The 20,843-nt window shown below is 35.4% G+C and carries 16 protein-coding genes; 11 read left to right on the forward strand and 5 right to left on the reverse strand.

The window, feature by feature from the left end; translation table 11 throughout:
• Nucleotides 1-39: 39 nt before the first annotated feature.
• From ACHRV5_RS00625 to ACHRV5_RS00635, 3 genes are read right to left on the reverse strand one after another with little or no spacing between them, the layout of a single operon-like run.
• Complete coding sequence (locus ACHRV5_RS00625) at nt 40-1,428, reverse strand: bifunctional UDP-3-O-[3-hydroxymyristoyl] N-acetylglucosamine deacetylase/3-hydroxyacyl-ACP dehydratase (RefSeq protein WP_047775377.1); 1,389 nt, start codon at nt 1,426-1,428, stop codon at nt 40-42.
• On the reverse strand, nt 1,421-2,464 hold the full coding sequence (lpxD, locus tag ACHRV5_RS00630; protein WP_047775116.1) for a UDP-3-O-(3-hydroxymyristoyl)glucosamine N-acyltransferase: 1,044 nt from the start codon (nt 2,462-2,464) through the stop codon (nt 1,421-1,423). Before lpxD ends, ACHRV5_RS00625 begins: the two co-directional genes overlap by 8 nt.
• A gap of 39 nt (nt 2,465-2,503) precedes the next feature.
• A complete protein-coding gene (locus tag ACHRV5_RS00635) occupies nt 2,504-3,733 on the reverse strand; it encodes an HD domain-containing protein (protein WP_395425362.1) in 1,230 nt (409 codons plus the stop codon).
• A gap of 238 nt (nt 3,734-3,971) precedes the next feature.
• Between ACHRV5_RS00635 and ACHRV5_RS00640 the strand changes: the two genes are divergently transcribed.
• The 9 genes from ACHRV5_RS00640 to ACHRV5_RS00680 all read left to right on the forward strand — a co-directional run bounded on the left by ACHRV5_RS00640 (nt 3,972) and on the right by ACHRV5_RS00680 (nt 14,587).
• On the forward strand, nt 3,972-4,469 hold the full coding sequence (locus ACHRV5_RS00640) for a GbsR/MarR family transcriptional regulator (protein ID WP_395425363.1): 498 nt from the start codon (nt 3,972-3,974) through the stop codon (nt 4,467-4,469).
• Nucleotides 4,470-4,489: 20 nt separating this feature from the next.
• Nucleotides 4,490-5,608, forward strand: a complete 1,119-nt coding sequence (locus ACHRV5_RS00645) for an efflux RND transporter periplasmic adaptor subunit (RefSeq protein ID WP_395425364.1) — start codon at nt 4,490-4,492, stop codon at nt 5,606-5,608.
• Between the two features lie 8 nt (nt 5,609-5,616).
• Nucleotides 5,617-8,793 carry an efflux RND transporter permease subunit gene (locus ACHRV5_RS00650; protein WP_395425365.1) on the forward strand — a complete coding sequence of 1,059 codons (3,177 nt, stop codon included), beginning with the start codon at nt 5,617-5,619 and terminating at the stop codon, nt 8,791-8,793.
• Nucleotides 8,783-10,183 (forward strand): efflux transporter outer membrane subunit, encoded by a 1,401-nt coding sequence (locus ACHRV5_RS00655; RefSeq protein WP_395425366.1) that lies wholly within the window; start codon nt 8,783-8,785, stop codon nt 10,181-10,183. Before ACHRV5_RS00650 ends, ACHRV5_RS00655 begins: the two co-directional genes overlap by 11 nt.
• A 165-nt stretch (nt 10,184-10,348) precedes the next feature.
• Nucleotides 10,349-11,902, forward strand: a complete 1,554-nt coding sequence (locus ACHRV5_RS00660) for a bifunctional response regulator/alkaline phosphatase family protein (protein WP_047775128.1) — start codon at nt 10,349-10,351, stop codon at nt 11,900-11,902.
• A gap of 102 nt (nt 11,903-12,004) precedes the next feature.
• Complete coding sequence (gene tsaE, locus ACHRV5_RS00665) at nt 12,005-12,412, forward strand: tRNA (adenosine(37)-N6)-threonylcarbamoyltransferase complex ATPase subunit type 1 TsaE (protein WP_395425367.1); 408 nt, start codon at nt 12,005-12,007, stop codon at nt 12,410-12,412.
• A 7-nt stretch (nt 12,413-12,419) separates the two neighbouring features.
• Nucleotides 12,420-12,893, forward strand: a complete 474-nt coding sequence (locus ACHRV5_RS00670) for a GNAT family N-acetyltransferase (RefSeq protein WP_395425368.1) — start codon at nt 12,420-12,422, stop codon at nt 12,891-12,893.
• Between the two features lie 83 nt (nt 12,894-12,976).
• On the forward strand, nt 12,977-14,176 hold the full coding sequence (locus ACHRV5_RS00675) for an alanine dehydrogenase (RefSeq protein ID WP_395425369.1): 1,200 nt from the start codon (nt 12,977-12,979) through the stop codon (nt 14,174-14,176).
• A gap of 36 nt (nt 14,177-14,212) precedes the next feature.
• The gene (locus ACHRV5_RS00680; protein WP_230001921.1) at nt 14,213-14,587 is read left to right on the forward strand and encodes a DUF4258 domain-containing protein; all 375 of its coding nucleotides are present in this window, start codon (nt 14,213-14,215) and stop codon (nt 14,585-14,587) included.
• Nucleotides 14,588-14,590: 3 nt separating this feature from the next.
• Here the strand turns inward: ACHRV5_RS00680 and ACHRV5_RS00685 are convergent, their stop codons facing one another.
• A complete protein-coding gene (locus ACHRV5_RS00685; RefSeq protein WP_395425370.1) occupies nt 14,591-15,262 on the reverse strand; it encodes a uracil-DNA glycosylase in 672 nt (223 codons plus the stop codon).
• 111 nt (nt 15,263-15,373) lie between these two features.
• Between ACHRV5_RS00685 and ACHRV5_RS00690 the strand changes: the two genes are divergently transcribed.
• Nucleotides 15,374-17,539: a DNA mismatch repair protein MutS gene (locus ACHRV5_RS00690; protein ID WP_395425371.1), complete on the forward strand. Its 2,166-nt coding sequence runs from the start codon at nt 15,374-15,376 to the stop codon at nt 17,537-17,539.
• A 344-nt stretch (nt 17,540-17,883) separates the two neighbouring features.
• Nucleotides 17,884-18,297 (forward strand): thiol-disulfide oxidoreductase DCC family protein, encoded by a 414-nt coding sequence (locus tag ACHRV5_RS00695; RefSeq protein ID WP_230001924.1) that lies wholly within the window; start codon nt 17,884-17,886, stop codon nt 18,295-18,297.
• 763 nt (nt 18,298-19,060) lie between these two features.
• Here ACHRV5_RS00695 and ACHRV5_RS00700 read toward each other — a convergent pair.
• Entirely contained in the window at nt 19,061-20,803 is a 1,743-nt protein-coding gene (locus tag ACHRV5_RS00700) for a DUF885 domain-containing protein (protein ID WP_395425372.1), read from the reverse strand.
• Nucleotides 20,804-20,843: the final 40 nt, after the last annotated feature.

Below are 20,843 nucleotides of genomic sequence, written 5' to 3' on the forward strand. Positions count from 1 at the left end.
TTTGGGCAACAAACCTAAACAATAATTTTGATTAAACTATTATTGTTTTTTTACAATTTGCGCCATTAATTCTGCCTCAGTAACTAATTTTCCGTTTGCGTATGCGTTTGCCTGCATATGACAAATTCCTCTTCTGATAGGAGAAATCAATTCGCACTTGAAAATTAAGGTATCTCCCGGCAATACTTTGTGCTTGAACTTAACATTATCAATTTTCATGAAATAAGTCAAGTAGTTTTCCGGATCCGGAACGGTACTTAGAACCAAAATCCCTCCTGTTTGTGCCATTGCTTCAACGATTAGAACTCCCGGCATTACCGGTGCTTCAGGAAAATGTCCAACGAAAAAGTTTTCGTTCATAGTCACATTTTTCAAACCTACCACATGACGATCAGACATTTCAATGATTCTGTCGATCAACAAAAACGGAGGTCTGTGAGGTAACATGGCCATGATTTTGTGAATGTCCATCAAAGGCTCTTTGTTCAAATCATAAACAGGAACGTGATTTCTTTGTTCAATTTTAATGATTTTTCCAATTTTCTTAGCAAACTGAGTGTTCACATAGTGACCAGGTTTGTTCGCGATAATTTTCCCTTGAATTCTAACACCAATTAAAGCTAAATCACCTACTACATCTAATAATTTGTGACGTGCAGCTTCATTAGGATAGTGTAAAGTGAGATTGTCTAAAACACCATTCGGTTTTACTGAAATTTTATCTTTACCAAAGGCTTTCTTTAAATTTTCCATTGTAGCATCAGAAATTTCTTTATCTACATATACAATGGCGTTGTTTAAATCACCCCCTTTAATTAATCCGTTTTCTAATAAAGATTCTAATTCGTGCAAGAAACTAAAGGTTCTTGAATTTGAAATTTCGTCTTTAAAATCAGCAATACTTTTCATAGTTGCATTTTGAGTACCTAATACTTTAGTCCCAAAATCTACCATTGCAGTAACTTGATAATCGTCGCTTGGCATAACCAAGATTTCGCTTCCTGTAGCTTCATCAGTAAATGAAATAACTTCTTTTACTACATAAACATTACGTTTAGCGTCTTGTTCTTCGATTCCTGCATTTTCTATTGCTTCAACAAAATATTTTGAAGAACCATCCATAATAGGCAGTTCTGAAGCATCTAATTCTATAATAACATTATCCAAATCACATCCAACTAAAGCAGCTAAAACATGTTCCGGAGTTTGAATTTTAACTCCTAATTTTTCAAGATTTGTGCCTCTTTGTGTATTAACAACATAATTAGCATCAGCCTCAATGACTGGTTGACCTTGCAAATCTACTCTTACAAAAGTGAAACCATTATTAATTGGAGCTGGTTTAAAAGTCATTGTAACTTCTTTACCAGTGTGTAATCCAACTCCTGTTAGTGAAATTTCATTTTTGATGGTCTTCTGTTTAACCATTATTTCCATTTTTTGGGTTTATTATTTGTTTTTTTAATTCTTCCAGTTCGGCTACGATTTTAGGTAAGTTCTTAAAATGAACATACGATTTACTAAAATCACTTAAACTAAAGGTTGGACTTCCTTGTAAAACTTCGTCGTCCTTAATATTTCTGGCAACGCCGGATTGTGCCTGAACTCTCACATTGTTTCCAATAGTTAAGTGGCCTGCTATACCAACCTGCCCACCAATCATACAATTTTCGCCAATTTTTGTAGAACCGGCAACACCTGTTTGCGCTGCAATTACGGTATTTTTACCAATTTCTACATTGTGTGCGATTTGAATCTGATTGTCTAATTTAACTCCTTTTCTAATAATTGTAGAACCAAGTGTAGCTCTGTCAATTGTAGTGTTGGCGCCAATATCTACATTGTCCTCCAGAATCACATTCCCGATTTGCGGTACTTTACTGAATACTCCTTCTTCATCTGGAACGAAACCGAAACCATCAGCCCCGATAATAGTACCGGAGTGTATCGTACAATTATTCCCAATTATAGTTTCAGAGTATATTTTAGCGCCGGCAAAAATATAGACATTATCGCCAATAACAACATTATCGCCAATAAAACTGTTTGGGTAAATTTTTACGTTGTCTCCTAAGACCACATTCTGTCCTATATAACTAAAGCTGCCTAAGTATAGATTTTCGCCATATTTAGTGCCTTCAGAGATAAAAGAGTTTGCTTCAATTCCGTTTTTATTCAATTTTACCTGATTGTAAAACTGTAATAGTTTGGAAAAAGAGGCATAGGCATCTTCTACTTTTATTAAAGTTGTCGTAATTTCTGCTTCGGGTGTAAAACTATCGTTAACAATGGTTACCGTTGCTTTTGTTGTGTATATGTAATTGATATACTTTGGATTAGCTAAAAAAGTCAGCGACCCTTCCTCACCTTCTTCGATTTTAGATAAGTGAGAAACTTCTGCAAGGGGATTCCCAACAACTTCTCCATCTAAAATTCCTGCTATTTGTTCTGCTGTAAATTTCATCGCGACAAAAATATAAAAAATAGATTTTAAATGTTAATTTTAGATAAGTTGTTTTGGAAAACAGATGTAATATTTTGTTACCAATTTAGATAACGACTTCAAATTCAACTGATCAGAAGCTTCGACAACATCTTCAATTGTTTTATCTTTTTTCAAAATTCGTATAGGCTCTGCTTCTTTGCTGTAAGCCTGATTTTTTATTTTTCCTCTGAAAATAAAATAACCTGCCTCTAATAAGGAAACATTATGTTCTTGTGCAAATTCTTCTTTTAAAGACTGAGATTCTTCCATCGGAATTTTATCTGCACTGAGTTTTATCTTTAATAAATCTCTGTTAATTATCATTTTGCTTAAAGTAGACAATATAAAATCGTCGTGTTTCTGCCAGGCTTTTAAAGCGCTTATAATATCAAAATCGTCCAGTTGAGAAAATAAATCTAACTTTTCAGCATCGAAATTTTCGAGTGTAATTTTGTTTTTCATAAAATACAAAAGGGGTTCACTGCAAGGCAATGACTGTCCTTTTAGTACCAATTCTTTAGCTCTCTTTAAAACTTTCATTAGAATTAATTCCGCTACCAGACTAGTTTTATGCAAATAGGCCTGCCAATACATCAATCGTCTTGAAAGCAGGAATTTTTCAACAGAGTAAATTCCCTTTTCTTCAATTACCAAAACACCATCCACCACATTCATCATTTGAATCAATCGCTCCGAATTGACATTTCCTTCCGCAACTCCGGTGTAAAAACTATCACGTTTTAAATAGTCCATACGATCCATGTCTAATTGACTTGAGATCAATTGCAACATGAACTTTCTGTGGTATTCTCCTTTAAAAACCTGAATTGCCAAACTCAATCTTCCGTCAAATTCCTCGTTTAACTGATTCATAAACAGCAATGAAATGGCTTCGTGATTGACATCTTCGACTATGCTTTTTTCCATAGCATGTGAAAATGGACCATGACCGATATCGTGTAATAAAATTGCAATATACAAGGCATTCTCTTCTTCAGGCGAAACCACTACTCCTTTAAAACGAAGTGTTTCTACCGCCTTTTGCATCAAATGCATACAGCCCAAAGCATGATGAAAACGGGTGTGATTGGCACCGGGATAAACCAAATACGAGAGTCCCATTTGCGAAATACGTCGCAAACGCTGAAAATAGGGATGCTGAATTAAGTCGTATATGAGCTCATTCGGAATTGAAATGAAGCCATAAATGGGATCATTGAATATTTTTAACTTGTTAATTGAAGTCACAATTTGGTTTTTTTATAAGACAACAAATATAACTAAATTACTACTTATTCGGTTTTTGTTTGCATTCAAAAAATAAAACAATTTTAGTACTGCAACAAAAGTGTTTTTATCCGGAGGACTGCGAAGTCTTTTAAGGCCTCATTTAACCCGTTTTTTAGGTAACCTAAATTTAACACAAATTTAAGTTCGGTTGGTTCTGTAAATAACGAACCAAAATCTATCTTTGCTCAAAAAAAAGATGAAATCGATTCAAAAAGAGAGAGAAGATCTCATAGAATCTTTCGGAGTTTACTTCGAATCATTTTATCACATGTCGCCATTAGGTTCCAGAATCCTTGGATTACTAATCGTTGACGGTATAAAAGAGGGCTTGACATTTGAACAATTAGTCGAGAAAACCGGCGCCAGTAAAAGCTCTGTTTCCACGAACCTGAACTTGCTTCTAAAAATGGAAAAGATAAACTACTTTACGATACCGGGAGACCGGAAAAAGTACTACAAGTCTTCTCCGTTTAGCGAGCGATTAAACAGTTATCTCAAGATTATTGCTTACGAAAGAAAAATCATTGATAAGATGCTCTCCTATCGCGAAAAAACGATGTCAAGTCCGGAAGAGCTTATAAATCTGGACAATACCAGAGCTTATAAAGCCCACGTAATAAAAGTTGAACAACTGATAAAAGAAACTATATCTGAATTTACAGAAATAGAAAATCCGACAAATCCCCACAAATAATTAATTCAAATTAAATAAGTATGAAGCATATTTCATTTTCTCTGTTAGCCATTATGCTAGTTTTTGCATCCTGCAAAAAAAAGGAAGAACAAGCACCGCCCCAAGGCCCTGCTCCTTTTCCGGTTAAAACTGTTACAATTCAGAATGCGACGGTATATCAAGACTATACTGCCAATCTTGAAGGGCAACAGAATGTGGAAATACGTCCAAAAGTAAACGGATTTATTCAAAAAATATATGTTGATGAAGGTCAGGTTGTAAAAAAAGGACAATTGCTTTTTAAACTAGAAACGCAAACGTTAAATGAGGATGCTTCTGCAGCAAAAGCCGCTGTTCAGGCTGCTCAGGTTGAAGTAGACCGATTGAAACCTTTGGTGGATCGCAAAATCATTAGTGTGGTGCAATTGGAGACCGCAAAAGCGAAATTGGCTCAGGCAAAAAGTACATACGGAAGCATTGTGGCTAATATTGGCTATGCAACAATTTACTCTCCGGTAAACGGTGTTATTGGCGGATTGCCTTTCAGAGAAGGGAGTTTGGTTAGTGCTACTAACGAAATGCCACTGACAACGGTATCCGACACCAAAATTGTTCGTGCTTATTTCTCTATGAATGAAAAGCAATTGTTGTTCTTTAATAAAACATTTAAAGGAGCAACAACTGCCGAAAAATTAAAAGCAGCTCCTTTGGTTTCCTTGATTTTAGTTGACAACTCAGAATACGATCAAAAAGGAAGAATTGCAACGATGAACGGTCTGGTGAATGCACAAACCGGAACGACACAATTCAGAGCTGAATTTGCTAATCCTGAAGGGGTTTTAAGAAGTGGAAGTACCGGTATTATTCGTTTACCGATTGAAGAAAAAGATGTAATTCTGGTTCCTCAAAATGCGGTTTTCGAGGTTCAGGGAAAACAGACTATTTACGTGGTGGAGAAAGGCAATAAAGTAAAGTCGAGAATCATTGAAACCAATGGGACAACAGAGCTAAATTATATTGTTTCTTCAGGGCTTAAAGAGGGTGAAATTGTTGTAATCGAAGGAGCGTCAAAATTAAAAGACGATGCAGAAATTAAACCACAACAAGCCAAAGATGAGGCTGTAACTACAGCAAATACAAATTCTTCCGCTAAAAAATAATAGTAAAGATGTTAAAAACTTTTATAGAAAGACCAGTTCTCTCGACGGTAATTTCGATCTTAATTACCATTTTAGGTATTTTAGGATTGATGACTTTACCGATCGAGCAATATCCCGAAATAGCCCCTCCAACCGTACAGGTTAGTGCTACCTATACCGGAGCTAATGCAGAAACCGTACTTAACAGTGTTGTGATTCCTTTAGAGGAAGAAATCAACGGTGTGGAAGGAATGACTTATATGACTTCGTCTGCAGCAAATGACGGTTCCGCCAAAATATCTGTTTATTTTGAACTTGGAATTAACCCGGATATTGCCGCGGTAAACGTTCAAAACAGGGTTTCCCGTGCCACCAGCAAATTACCACAGGCCGTTGTACAAACGGGAGTAACAACGCTTAAGAGTCAGACTAGTGCCTTGATGTTTTTTGCTTTGTATTCTAATAATAATGATTTTGACGAAACCTATATTCAGAATTATGCTAAAATCAACCTTGTACCTAAATTACAACGTGTAAAAGGAGTTGGACAAGTAAATGTTTTTGGTGCCAAAGATTACTCCATGAGAATCTGGATTGATCCGGAGAAAATGGCTTCTTACAGTGTTTCTCCTAAAGATATTCAGGCAGCATTACAAGAACAAAACGTAGAAGCGGCACCGGGTAAATTTGGAGAAAATGCGGAAGGTGTTTACGAATATGTAATCAAATACAAAGGCCGTCTTTCTGAAATTAAGGACTACGAAAACATTGTGATCAAATCAACCGGAAACGGGAATTTTCTTCATTTAAAAGATGTAGCAACGGTTGAATTAGGTGGTTTCAATTATGGAACAAAAAATATTGCCATGGGTAAACAAGGTGTTGCTGTTGGTGTATTTCAAACTTCCGGTTCTAATGCGCAAGACATTATTACAGAGGTAACCAAAATTCTTGACGAGACCAAACCTGATTTTCCAAAAGGGGTTGATTATGTAATTCCATTTAATACAAAAACATTTCTGGATGCCTCTATTGAAAAAGTAATTCACACTTTAGTAGAAGCTTTTATATTGGTATTTATAGTAGTGTTTTTATTTCTTCAGGATTTTAGATCTACTTTAATTCCGGCGATAGCCGTTCCGGTAGCGATTATTGGTACGTTTTTCTTCCTGCAGGTATTTGGTTTTTCGATCAACATGCTGACTTTATTTGCCATGATTCTGGCTATTGGTATTGTCGTCGATGATGCAATTGTCGTCGTCGAGGCCGTCCATGCCAAGCTGGACGAAGGAGCAAAATCCGGAAAAGAAGCTACTATTTCTGCGATGAGTGAAATCACAGGAGCAATTGTTTCTATTACGTTGGTAATGGCTGCCGTATTTATTCCGGTGTCGTTCTTGAGCGGGCCTTCAGGAGTATTTTATCAGCAATTTGCGATTACTTTAGCGATAGCGATCTTAATTTCTGCAGTAAATGCATTAACGCTAAGTCCGGCATTATGTGCCTTGTTCTTAAAGCCGCATGCAGATTCTGAACACGGACATGAACATAAAAATTTTAAAGACCGTTTCTTCATCGCATTCAACACCAGTTTCGACAGAATGAATGATCGCTACGTGAAATCTCTTGGTTTTTTAGCCAAAAGAAAATGGATTGCCATTACTGGACTGGCGGTTTTCTCTGCGATCACGATCTTTTTATTCCAAAGTACACCTTCCGGGTTTATTCCGAATGAAGACAGGGGGATTATCATGGCCGATTTAACGTTGCCTCCGGGAACAACGTTGGAGAAAACGCAATTAGCCGTTAATGAGTTGGACTCTATTGTTTCTTCAATGGATATCGTTGAATCGAGAATGAGTGTGGTAGGTTTCAGTTTATTGAATAGCGTAAACGGAGGTTCTTATGCTTTTATGGTTATTAAATTAAAAGACTGGAAATACCGTACAGAAGCCAATCAGTCTGTGGATGCCATTGTGGGGCAATTGTTTGCAAAAACAGCTCACTTTAAAGACGCCAGAGCCTTATTTTTTACACCACCGAGTGTACAGGGATTTGGATCTGCGGATGGTTTTGAGCTTAAAATTCAGGACAAAGGAGACGATGATTGGGCAACAGTAAGTAAAGTGAGTAATGAGTTTTTGGGTGAATTAATGAAAAGACCTGAAATTCAATACGCAATCACGAACTTCAACCCTACTTTCCCTCAATATCAAATGGATATTAATGTAGAAAGAGCCAAAAACGCAGGAGTTTCTGTGAGTGATATTTTTAACACGATGCAAGGGTATTATGGAGGTCTATATACTACTGATTTCAATAAATTCGGAAAACAATACCGTGTTATGATTCAGGCAAAACCTTCAGACAGAGCCAATCTGGAATCGATCAATTCCGTATATGTGAAGAATAATTCCGGACAGCAGGTTGCCATAAGCCAGTTTGTTGATTTCAAGAGAATTTACGGACCTGAGGCGGTTGCACGTTTCAACATGTTAAAAGCAGTAAACGTAAATGGTAAAGCCAAACCGGGTTACAGTTCAGGAGACGCGATTAAAGCGATTCAGGAAGTTGCGGCGCAGCATTTGCCAAAAACCTACAGTTATGAATTTTCAGGAATGACCCGTGAGGAAATCCTTGCAGGAAGTCAGGCGGCTGGTGTGTTCTTATTGAGTTTAATATTTGTATACTTTTTGTTAAGTGCACAATATGAGAGTTATTTAGTGCCTTTGTCTGTAATTCTTTCATTGCCTGTCGGAATTGCCGGAGCCATTGGTTTTGTAAAACTGGCGGGATTAGAAAACAACATCTATTTCCAGGTAGCCCTGATCATGCTTATAGGACTCTTAGCGAAAAATGCCATTCTGATTGTAGAATTTGCCATACAAAGACGACGACAGGGAATGGATCTGGCACAAGCTGCTATTGAAGGTGCAAAAGCACGTTTGCGTCCGATTCTAATGACTTCTCTTGCCTTTATATTTGGTTTATTACCGTTAGCGCTGGCTTCTGGTGTTGGTGCTGTAGGGAACCGTTCTATTGGTATGGGAGCAGTTGGAGGAATGTTAATCGGAACGATATTCGGTGTATTTGTAATTCCGATATTGTTCATTATTTTCCAAAGTTTGCAAGAGCGAATCTCAGGAAAACCAGTAGTAAATAATGAATCTGAAACGACACTTTTAGACGAAGAATATGAAAAATAATGTATATAAAATAGTAACAGTTGTCGTCTCGGCAACTGTTATGCAATCCTGCTTCGTTGCAAAGGAATACAAAAGACCGGATGTAAAAACCGAGAATCTGTACCGAACCGAAGTTGCGGCAAAGGACAGCGTCTCGTTGGCAAATATATCCTGGAACAACATTTTTACAGATCCAATTTTGCAAGGTTATATTAAAAAAGGACTGGATACCAATCTGGATATTCGAATTGCCATGCAAAATATCGCAGCAGCAGAAGCTTCTATGAAACAAGGTAAGTCGGGCTACTTCCCTACCCTGTCTGCCGGAACAGATTGGACGCATCAACAATTGTCAAAAAACAGTCAGTTTGGAGCTTTGCTTCGTGACAGAAGCACCGATCAATATCAATTGACCGGAACTTTAAGCTGGGAAGCTGATATCTGGGGAAAAATAAGAAGTAATGCACGTGCAACAAATGCGATTTATTTGCAAACAACAGCAGCGACTCAAGCCGTAAGAACACAGTTAATCGCTGACATTTGCTCTACTTATTTTCAATTGATTTCGATCGACGAACAGATTAGAGTTGCAGAAGAGACCTTGATAAACAGAGACGAAAGCATCGTGGCGATTCAAGCCTTAAAAGATGCCGGAAATGTTACAGAAGTTGGTGTCAAGCAAACCGAATCTCAAAAATACGCTACCCAAATTATTATTGCAGATTTAAAAGTGGCAGGTATTCTTTTCGAAAACAAAATGAGTATTCTTTTAGGACAGCCCTCAGGTAAAATTGAAAGAAGCAGTTTTGGAGCTCAAAAAGAGGTTCCTGAAATTACTTTAGGCGTTCCGGCGACATTATTGCGCAACAGACCCGATGTAATTGCAGCAGAATACAATTTCATGTCGTATTTTGAACAAACAAATATCGCGAAAAGTAATTTCTACCCAACGTTTAAAATTACAGCAACAGGCGGACTTCAAAGTATTGATTTAAAAGAATGGTTTAGTGCCAATTCTATTTTTGCCAACATCGTAACCGGTTTAACACAACCTATTTTTAATAAACGTGAGATCAGAACCAAATACGAAATTGCAAAAGCCAATCAGGAAAAAGCTTACTTGCAATTTGAACAATCTTTGTTAACTGCCAGTAGAGAAGTTTCAGATGCTTTGGCACAATACAATAATGAGATTTACAAAATATCCGTTCGCGAAAAACAGGTGGAAGCTTTAAAAGTAGCGACTGATTATTCTGATGAATTGTTGAAATATGGTTTGGTCAATTACTTGGAAGTATTAACCGCTAAAGATGATGCTTTGAATGCGCAATTGACATTAATCGAAAATAAATACGCTAAGTATAATGCGGTAATTCAATTGTACAAAGCGCTTGGAGGTGGTTGGCAGTAAACCCGTCCGGAAGTATTAGTTATAAAGTAAAAACCATCGAGTATTTTTTATTCGATGGTTTTTTGTTTTTTTATAGTAAAAATTATCATAATATTAATAAATAGCCGTTTCAAAAAGAAGTAAATTGCCAATAGATTTTAATACTTTTGAACAGACAAAACAATTATGGATAAAATAAAAATACTTTGGGTTGATGATGAAATCGACCTTTTAAAGCCACACATATTATTTCTGGAGAAAAAAAATTATGCAGTAACAACTTGTAACAATGGTTTAGACGCTATTACCCTCTTTGAAGAAGATAATTTTGATATTGTTTTTTTGGATGAAAATATGCCCGGAATGAGCGGTTTGGAGACCCTTTCGGAAATGAAAGAGAAAAAATCAGCCATTCCGATGATTATGATTACCAAAAGCGAGGAAGAATATATAATGGAAGAAGCCATTGGTTCTAAAATCGCCGATTATTTGATAAAACCCGTAAATCCAAATCAGATTTTATTGAGTTTAAAGAAAAATCTGGATCATTCGAGATTAATCTCCGAAAAAACAACTTTAGACTACCAAAAGGAATTTAGAAAAATCTCAATGGAACTGGCAATGGTCAACTCCTTTGAAGATTGGGTGGAGCTGTATAAAAAACTGATTTTTTGGGAGTTGGAACTGGAAAACATCAACGATCAGGCGATGATCGAGATATTGGAATCTCAAAAAGTCGAAGCCAATTCACAATTTGGTAAATATATCGAGCGCAACTACGAAGATTGGTTTGCGCCAAAAGCCGATAAACCAATTCAGTCGCATAACTTATTCAAAGAATTAGTAGTACCCGAAATTAAAAAGAAAGACAAACCGATACTGTTTGTTGTGATTGATAATTTACGTTACGATCAATGGAAATCTTTTGAAACAGTAGTTTCCAATTACTATAAACTGGAAAAAGAAGTTCCGTACTTCTCTATCCTTCCTACCGCTACTCAATACGCCAGAAATGCCATTTTCTCAGGATTATTGCCTATAGAAATGGAAAAACAATTTCCGCAATATTGGAAAAATGACGTTGAAGACGGTGGAAAAAACCTTTACGAAGCCGAATTTCTAACCGCACAATTAAAGCGTTTAGGGCTGGACATCAAACAGGATTATTTTAAAATCACCAATTATGCAGGTGGTAAAAAACTGGCCGAAAACTTTAAAGCTTTAAAAGGAAATGATCTGGTAACGGTTGTCTATAACTTTGTTGACATGCTTTCACACGCTAAAACAGAAATGGAAGTCGTAAAAGAATTGGCTTCTGATGATAAAGCTTATCGATCCTTAACACTGAGTTGGTTTAGAAATTCTCCGCTATTAGAAATCATTCAACAAGCACAACTTTTAGGCTTTAAATTGGTTTTAACAACAGATCACGGAACAATTAATGTAAAAAACCCTTCAAAAGTTGTTGGAGATAAAAATACAAGTCTAAATTTGCGTTATAAAACGGGCCGTAGTTTGACCTATGAGCAAAAAGACGTTTATGTGGTAAAAGAACCAAAAGCAATTGGTCTGCCTGCCATAAACATGAGTAGTTCTTTTATTTTCGCTAAAAACGATTACTTTTTGGCGTATGTAAACAATTACAATCATTACGTGAGTTATTATAAAAATACCTATCAACACGGGGGAATTTCATTAGAAGAAATGATTATTCCGTTCTTGATATTTAACCCGAAATAAAAAAGAGTTTGCAGACTCAGTTTTCAGTCACGAATCTTAACTGCGACTGAAGACTGAGACTGAGACTAAAAAAACAGACTATAATTAAAAGTAAAACAAAGAATGAATATCGTTTTTTCAGTAGAACAACTTAAGGAAGTAGCAGAGCAGATTTTAGCTCAAAATCCAAAGAAAATTATCCTTTTTAATGGAGAAATGGGTGTTGGAAAAACAACTTTAATAAAACAACTGTGCAAGACTTTGGGAGTTGAAGACGCGACCAGTAGCCCAACTTTTTCTTTAGTTAACGAATATGATACAGTGGATAATAAAATTGTATACCATTTTGACTTTTATCGTTTAAACAAAGAAACAGAAGCACTGGATATGGGGGTTGACGACTATTTGTACTCCGGTAATTGGTGTTTTATCGAATGGTCTGAAAAGATTGCCAGTTTGATTCCTGAAGGACATTCTGTTGTGACCATTACATTGTTGGCGGACGGAAAGAGAGAATTGAAATTAGTCTAAAATAGAAATGAACACTCAAGATAAAGTAGTAATAGTTCCTTTTTCATCTGATTTAAAGGAGGCGATAAAAATCTTAAATTTAGAATGGCTGGAAAAGTATTTCAAAGTCGAAGAAAAAGACGAAATAGTACTTTCGGACCCACAGCGCTATATTATTGATAAAGGCGGAATGATTTTTTATGCGAAATACAATGATGAGGTTGTTGGAACCTATTCGCTGATTAAAACAGATGTAACCACATTTGAATTGGGGAAAATGGCCATTTCAGAACGAGCACAAGGCTTGGGAATTGGGAACAAAATGCTGGTTCATTGTATGGCTGTAGCCAAAGAGAATCACATTCAAAAGCTGTTTTTGTATTCCAATAGAATTTTGCTTCCGGCAATTCATCTCTATGAAAAATTTGGTTTTACCGAAATTCCATTAGAAGACGGAGTGTACGAAAGAGCCGATATAAAAATGGAAAAAATACTGACCTGATTATTAATGCAGTATTAGCAGAATATTTGCATTGATTTTAAAACTTTTTACGTAATTTGTACTCTTAATTTTTCGCACAACCCATGTCAATTACCTTAACTCCATTTACGAAACAACAATTGTTGCCACAAGAAGAAAAACTTGAAATTGGCCGATTTAAAAGAGAGCTTTTTATTGGGATTCCAAAAGAAACAAGTTATCAGGAACGTCGTATTTGTTTAACGCCGGATGCAGTGAATTCATTGACGTATGAAGGGCACCGCGTGATGATTGAATCGGGTGCGGGAGAAAGCTCCAGTTACTCCGATAAAGAATATGCAGATGCGGGTGCTGAAGTAACAAAAGATACAAAAAGAGTTTTCGGCTGTCCGATGCTTCTTAAAGTAGAACCACCAACTTTAGCCGAAATCGAAATGATCAATCCCGAAACGATTATCATTTCTGCCATTCAGCTTAAAACAAAAAAGAAAGCTTATTTTGAAGCTTTAGCCTTAAAAAAGATCACCGCACTTGCGTTTGAATATATTAAAGATGAAGACGGTTCTTATCCGGCTGTAAAATCATTAAGTGAAATTGCGGGAACTGCTTCTATACTTATTGCCGCAGAATTAATGATTACCGACGAATTCGGAAAAGGACTTTTATTCGGAAATATTACCGGCGTCCCTCCTACTGAAGTTGTTATTTTAGGAGCCGGAACTGTTGGGGAATTTGCTGCCAAAACAGCTATTGGCCTGGGAGCAAATGTAAAAGTTTTTGACAATTCAATTACCAAATTACGTCGTTTGCAGAACAATTTAAACCAGCGAATCTTTACGTCTACCATTCAACAAAAAGCCTTATTAAAGGCGTTAAGACGTTGTGATGTAGCGATTGGTGCGATGCGCGGTAAAGAACGTTGCCCGATTGTAGTGACAGAAACCATGATGGAACATATGAAAAAAGGAGCCGTAATTGTTGATGTTAGCATTGATACAGGCGGTTGTTTTGAAAGTTCTGAAGTGACAACACACGAAAAACCAACTTTTATCAAGAGCAATGTTTTGCATTATTGCGTGCCTAATATTCCTTCAAGATATTCTAAAACGGCCTCACTTTCAATAAGTAACATGCTAACTCCTTACCTGCTTCAGATAGCCGAAGAGGGTGGTTTGGAAAGCTCAATACGATGCAATAAAGGACTAAAAAACGGAGTTTATTTGTATCACGGAATCCTAACCAACAAAGCAATTGGCGAGTGGTTTGATTTACCGGATAACGATATTAATTTACTTGTATTTTAAGGGAACTTTAGTGTACCTTTGCAAAAAAAATATTTCATGAAGTTTGTACATCGTTTTGCTTATTATTTGATTGGTCTGATTATGGGATGCTTTTTTGTAGCCCTTGTTTTTAGTGGAAAAGATACCAGATGCAACTATTTTCCAAACGCCAGAGTTTTGAACAGTTTACGTACAAAACCATTTCAATATTCCGAAAAAGCAATTCAGACTTTAAATGAAAAATGGGTTGATACTGCTGATGTAAAAAACACATTGACATTTGGAGACGTTGATTTCGATCAGAGTAATGTACCTTTCAAAAAAGGAAAACTATATGTTATTGAAGGTAAAACAGCAAAAAACCAAGAAATTGTCTTAAAAGTAATCAACTACGAGAACAAAGCAATCTTAGAAGAAATTACAAAAAAATAGTTTTTACAACCATTCTATCTCAGGAATTCCTTTAGAGCTCAAAAACGCATTGGTTTTACTAAAGTGTTTGTTCCCGAACCATTTGCCTTGATTAGCACTCATTGGTGACGGATGTCCTGATTCTAAAACGAAATGTTTGGATCGATCAATTTTTGATCCTTTTTTCTGCGCAAAAGCACCCCACAATAAAAAGACAATGTTTTCTTTTTGATCAGAGATGGTCTGAATTACGGCATCTGTAAAAAGATTCCATTTTAAATGTTTATGACTGTTCGGACTGTCTTTTCGAACGGTTAATGATGCATTTAAAAGCAAAACGCCCTGCTTTGCCCATTTTTCTAAATTACCCGAAGTCGGCATAAAAATCGAATCTAAATCAGTGCTTAATTCTCTGTAAATATTGCGCAAAGAAGGTGGTATTTTAACAGCATCATTCACCGAAAAGCTCAAACCGTTTGCTTCTCCTTCTCCATGGTAAGGATCCTGGCCAATAAGAACTACCTTTAAGTTTTTAAAATCACAAGTATTAAAGGCGGAGAAAATCAATTCTGTTGGTGGATAGCAGACCTGAGTTTGATATTCGGCCTCTAAAGCAGCGGTTAATTCCGTAAAATAAGTCTTTTGAATTTCGTCAGCCAAAACGGTTTGCCAATCTGAAGAAAGATTAATTTTCATTTAAATAAAATTTAACTACAAATTACGTAAAGATTTTTGCAAAGTACCAATTAATACTACTATTTAGTTTTAAAACTTTGTAACTTTGAACTTTACAACTTACGATATATAATGATATCCATTACTGAAAAAACATTACAAGATTTACAATTTCCAACAGTGCTTGAAACCATTTCAGCAGGCTGTAATACAGATATTGGAAAACAAAAAGCTTTAGATATAACTCCTTTTAGAGATAAAGAAACTTTGATGCAGGCTTTAATGCAAACATCAGAATACGTTTCGTCATTTGAGAATAATAATGCGATTCCAAATCATGGTTTTGATGCCATTACGCATGAAATCAAATTCTTGGCTATCGAGGACAGTTTTCTTGAAGTGGGCAGTTTTAGAAAAATTGCAACACTTTCGTCGACATCCAATTTTCTATTGAATTTCCTTAAGAAATTTGATGATTATTATCCAAATTTAAATGCCAGGGCTTCAAGAGTCGAATACACCAAAGATATTGTTACTTTGGTTGATGGGATTGTAGATAAATATGGCGAAATAAAAGACAATGCTTCACCGGCACTTTTGAGTATTCGTCAGAGCATGAATATTGTTCGTGGCAAAGTAAATCAGAGTTTTGGCGCGGCGCTTACGCATAACAACAGTCTTGGTTACTTGGATGATATCAAAGAAAGTTTCGTTCAGAACCGTAGGGTTTTGGCGGTTCTTGCCATGTATCGTCGAAAGGTAAAAGGGTCTATTCTGGGAAGTTCAAAAACCGGAAGTATTGCCTATATTGAACCGGAAGCAACTTTGCAATATTCACGTGAACTAAGCAATCTGGAATACGAAGAAAAAGAAGAAATTACCCGAATTCTGAAGCAATTATCGAATGAGATTCGTCCGTATTTGCCGCTTTTAATTGAATATCAGGAGTTTTTAAGTGATATTGATGTAGTGGCTGGAAAAGCAAAATATGCCAATAGAATTAACGGAATTTTACCCACCATTACGGAAGATAGAAGGTTGTTTTTCAGAGAAGCGTATCATCCGATTTTGTATTTAAATAACAAACAAAAAAACGAAATTACGCATCCGCAAACTATTGAATTAAAACAGGACAATCGAATTATTGTTATTTCGGGACCCAATGCGGGAGGAAAAACAATCTCTTTAAAAACAGTTGGTCTATTACAATTGATGCTGCAATCCGGTATGTTGATTCCGGTTCACGAAAGAAGTGAAACTTTCTTATTTGATCGAATTTTAACGGATATTGGAGACAATCAATCGATTGAAAATCACCTGAGTACTTATAGCTACCGATTGAAAAATATGAATTATTTCTTGAAAAAATGCAACAAGAAAACCATGTTTTTAATTGATGAGTTTGGTACCGGATCTGACCCTGAACTTGGTGGAGCTTTAGCAGAAATTTTTCTGGAAGAGTTCTATCACCGTGAAGCCTTCGGAATCATTACGACACATTATTCTAATTTGAAAATTTTAGCAAACGAATTGCCTTTTGCAACCAATGCTAATATGATGTTTGATGAGAAATCATTAGAACCAATGTACAAATTGGCGCTTGGTCAGGCGGGAAGTTCTTTTACTTTTGAAGTAGCGTTAAAAAACGGAATCCCATTTGGACTGATTAATCGTGCGAAAAAGAAAATCGAAGTCGGAAAAGTTCGTTTTGATAAAACCATAGCCACACTTCAAAAAGAGCGTTCTAAGCTTGAAAAAACTTCTATCAACCTTAAAGAAGAAGAAACAAGAGCGCGTGAAGAAGGTAAAAAGATGGAAAACATCAATGTAAAAATCAAACAAAAACTGGAAAGCTATCAGGAATTGTATGACAGCAACCAGAAAACCATTTACATTGGACAAAAAATTGAAGACATTTCGGAGAAATATTTCAACAATAAAAACAAAAAAGAACTGATTGGTGAATTTTTGAAAATTGTAGAAATTGAAAATTCAAAACGCAAAAAAGCAACTCCAAAAGAAACCAAAGCGATAATTGAGAAGAAAAAAGAAGTTATTGCTGAAATTACGGTGCAGGTAGAAGAAATCAGAAAAGAGAAAAAAGAAAAGAAACTTAAACCGGTTATCGAAAAACCAAAACCAATCTTAAAAGTCGGAGATCGTGTAAGAATGCAAGACGGTAGATCGGTTGGAAGTATTGACTCAATCGAAAAAAATAAAGCAACGGTGAACTATGGAATTTTTACTTCGAAAGTAAGTTTAGATGAATTAGAATTGGTTGAAGCCGTGAAGAAGTAAGTTTTTAAGTTTTCAGTCTCGGTCTCAGTCTCAGTATTCGGTTTTGAAAATAAAAACAGAAAAAAAGGGGCCGAAATTGAAATAAAGCGTTTTAAGTAACGTTTTTTAAAAAGACAACAATGAAGACGGAATGTTTTAGAAAATCGCTCAGAATTTATTTATGAAAGCTGTTTTTGATTTGAAATTTCGATATATTTTTTTATTTCAATAGATAAAACCAATAAACAACTACAACGAACCTGAAACGTGAAACCTGAAACAAAACAAAAATAGAGATAAGAAAAACCTGAAACCTGAAACAAAACAAACGAAAAAGGTAACAGAACCTCAAAATAAATCAAATAATGCTCAATTTTCCAAAAAATAAAAAAATAATTCTTTTTGACGGAGTCTGTAACTTATGCAATTCAGCTGTACAATATATTATCAAACACGATACGAAGGACATTTTTAGATTTGTGGCATTGCAATCGGAATTAGGGATTTCAATATGTAAACATCTAGGTGTAAGTTTCTCTAAAATGGATAGTATTATTTTATACAATCCGGGTGTCTCCTATTTTTATAAATCTTCGGCAGCTATAGAAATTGCCAAAAACTTTGGAGGATTTTGGAAATTGATTTCTATTTTCAGAATCATTCCCATTTTTATGAGTGATTATATTTATGATTATATTGCTAAAAATCGATACAACTGGTACGGTAAAAAAGAAAGCTGTATGATTCCTAGTGCTGAGATTAAGGCGAAGTTTCTTTAAGAGTTTAGTTATAGCGCTACGGCTCTTTTGTAATTTTATGCCTAATTTTTTTGCACGCAGATTTAGCAGATTAGGCGGATCATATTTATTCCTTTAAAAAAAATCTGCGCAATCTGCTAAATCTGCGTGAAAGAAGAATCAAGTATCAGGTTATAACATTACGGCTCCTTTATAATTTTATTGCTGTTTTTTAGCACGCAGATTTAGCAGATTAGGCGGATCTTATTTATCCCTTTTAAAAAAAAATCTGCGCAATCTGCTAAATCTGCGTGAAAGAAAAATCAAGTATCAGGTTATAACATTACGGTTCCTTAATAATTTAATTGCTATTTTTTAGCACGCAGATTTGGCAGATTAGACGGATCTTATTTATGCGTTTTAAAAAAAATCTGCGCAATCTGCTAAATCTGCGTGAAAGAAAAATCAAGTATCAGGTTATAACATTACGGCTCCTGAATAATTTTAGAGTTATTTTTTAGCACGCAGATTTAGCAGATTAGGCGGATCATATTTATTCCTTTAAAAGAAAATCTGCGCAATCTGCTAAATCTGCGTGAAAGAAAAATCAAGTATCAAGTTAAAGCTGCGACGGTTCTTTTTAGGTTAAATTACTTTATAACTTATGGCTTTGGGCTTATTTTAAACGAATGAGAGGCAGGGTTTTACGAACTTGACTCTTAAATTTTGATGATAATTGAGTAGATTTCTTAGAAAATATTCAAAAAAAAAGGCTTTTTCAACATATGAAAAAGCCTTTTTTTTTTTACTCTTTAGATAACATCAATTCCTTAATGTACTTTACAGGCGCACTACCAAAACTCAAGAATTTTTCATGAAATTGCTTGAGTTTAAAATCTTTTCCTTGTTGTTTTTTAAGTTCCTCTCTTAAATTGTAAATTTCAGTGTATCCCGTAAAATAAGAACACAATTGAACCTGAGATAAGGTTACACGTTTCCATTTTCCGTCAGCTTCGGCTTGTTGTTGAAAAGCTTCTTTGATCAGTAAGTCAAGAGCTGCTTCTTTAGACATGTTTTTAGAGTGAACGCTGATATCTAAAATGGTATTGCAAGTGGCTCTTAAATTCCATTTGTAATACATCAACCACATTTCGTCTGAGTTTTTATAACCGCTTTCCAACATCATTTTTTCAGCATAAACCGCCCATCCTTCGACCATTGCACCATTTCCTAAAATAGATTTTATGATACTTGGAGACTGATTGCTGTAAACTAATTGAGTGTAATGTCCCGGAACAGCCTCATGAATGTTTAGAATTTGAAGAATATAATCGTTGTATTCGCGCAAGTAACTTTCTGCATTTTCTGCTGTCCAACCAGACATACTACCTACATTATAATAGGTGTTTGCATTTTTATCATAAGGACCTGGTGCAGAAATAGAAGCTCCTGCAACTCCCGCCATATAAGCAGGTTCTTTACGTACTACCAGTGGTTTTGACGGATCAATATACAATAGATCTTTTGCTTTTACATAAGCAGTCAATTCAGGAATTTGTTTTTCAATTTCTGATTGAAACTTTTCCGGTGTAGTGTGTTGTAAGGAGATTTTATCAATAACCTGTTTGATTAAATCTAATTTATCAGTTGGTTTTGGAGCAGTTCCTTTGTATTTTGTCCAAAGTTTATCTGCTATAACAAACATCTTATCGTGAAGATCTTTTTTGTGATCAACGGCTATTTTATAAATTTGATTGACATTATAACCTGATTGTATATCAAAATTGAATTTTTTAGCATACAATTCCGCTCCTAATCTAAAAGAACGTGGTGTTTTGTTTGGTAATTTTTTCAACCAGTCTGCATAATCTGCAATAGCTTTTACTGAAACTTTTGCTTTCTCAAGAATTTCTTTTTTCTCTTCGGCAGTTAGTTTACTTTTTTTCAAAGCATCACTTAACTCTCCTTCAAAAACACTTGAACCTCCTAAGTTCTGGTCTATTGCAAGCTGGGTATGTTCTACAGTTGGGTTTTTAATGTTCTTTTTTGCAGCTTCATAAAAAGCCGGAATCCCGTTCATTTTAGTATTGAAAGCTCTTAAGCGAACTTCTAAACTATCGTAATTTCCGTTAAGAATTTCTGCAAAAGAACCACAAACATTATATTCAGAAGGGTTCCATTCTCCGGATTTTAATTCTTTAGCGCTGAAAATAATATCCTCTAAATGATTTTTGATCATGTAAAAATCAGTTTTATTCTTATCGGATAACTCTTCAATCGTATATTGTTTTAAAGAATCTAATTGTGCTGTAGCAAAATCAAGTTGCTTTTTTTCTTCTTTGCTGTCCGGAATTACTAAAACATTATCAAATTTATGGTAGCCGACATTGGAAGCCCAATCCGGATTTATTTCCCATAAAGAGGTTACAAAGCCCTCTTTATAATGCTCGAATTTCTTATCTAAAGGTGTGTTGTCAGCGGTTTTAGCACTTTTATTGCAAGACAAAAGTACTGTAGCTGCACAAACAGAAACAAACAGTTTTTTCATAATTTATTCTTTTTTGGTAGTACAAGGTTTAAGGAAGTAA

This window comes from Flavobacterium sp. FlaQc-52 (assembly GCF_044007495.1).
GTDB lineage: Bacteria > Bacteroidota > Bacteroidia > Flavobacteriales > Flavobacteriaceae > Flavobacterium > Flavobacterium cupriresistens.

Coding starts and splice junctions, on each gene's coding strand:
- ACHRV5_RS00690 (WP_395425371.1), top strand. CDS start 15,374: ATGATATCCATTACTGAAAAAACATTACAAGATTTACAATTTCCAACA.
- ACHRV5_RS00695 (WP_230001924.1), top strand. CDS start 17,884: ATGCTCAATTTTCCAAAAAATAAAAAAATAATTCTTTTTGACGGAGTC.
- ACHRV5_RS00640 (WP_395425363.1), top strand. CDS start 3,972: ATGAAATCGATTCAAAAAGAGAGAGAAGATCTCATAGAATCTTTCGGA.
- ACHRV5_RS00685 (WP_395425370.1), bottom strand. CDS start 15,262: ATGAAAATTAATCTTTCTTCAGATTGGCAAACCGTTTTGGCTGACGAA.
- ACHRV5_RS00645 (WP_395425364.1), top strand. CDS start 4,490: ATGAAGCATATTTCATTTTCTCTGTTAGCCATTATGCTAGTTTTTGCA.
- ACHRV5_RS00700 (WP_395425372.1), bottom strand. CDS start 20,803: ATGAAAAAACTGTTTGTTTCTGTTTGTGCAGCTACAGTACTTTTGTCT.
- ACHRV5_RS00680 (WP_230001921.1), top strand. CDS start 14,213: ATGAAGTTTGTACATCGTTTTGCTTATTATTTGATTGGTCTGATTATG.
- ACHRV5_RS00655 (WP_395425366.1), top strand. CDS start 8,783: ATGAAAAATAATGTATATAAAATAGTAACAGTTGTCGTCTCGGCAACT.
- ACHRV5_RS00660 (WP_047775128.1), top strand. CDS start 10,349: ATGGATAAAATAAAAATACTTTGGGTTGATGATGAAATCGACCTTTTA.
- ACHRV5_RS00650 (WP_395425365.1), top strand. CDS start 5,617: ATGTTAAAAACTTTTATAGAAAGACCAGTTCTCTCGACGGTAATTTCG.
- ACHRV5_RS00625 (WP_047775377.1), bottom strand. CDS start 1,428: ATGGTTAAACAGAAGACCATCAAAAATGAAATTTCACTAACAGGAGTT.
- ACHRV5_RS00675 (WP_395425369.1), top strand. CDS start 12,977: ATGTCAATTACCTTAACTCCATTTACGAAACAACAATTGTTGCCACAA.
- tsaE (WP_395425367.1), top strand. CDS start 12,005: ATGAATATCGTTTTTTCAGTAGAACAACTTAAGGAAGTAGCAGAGCAG.
- ACHRV5_RS00670 (WP_395425368.1), top strand. CDS start 12,420: ATGAACACTCAAGATAAAGTAGTAATAGTTCCTTTTTCATCTGATTTA.
- lpxD (WP_047775116.1), bottom strand. CDS start 2,464: ATGAAATTTACAGCAGAACAAATAGCAGGAATTTTAGATGGAGAAGTT.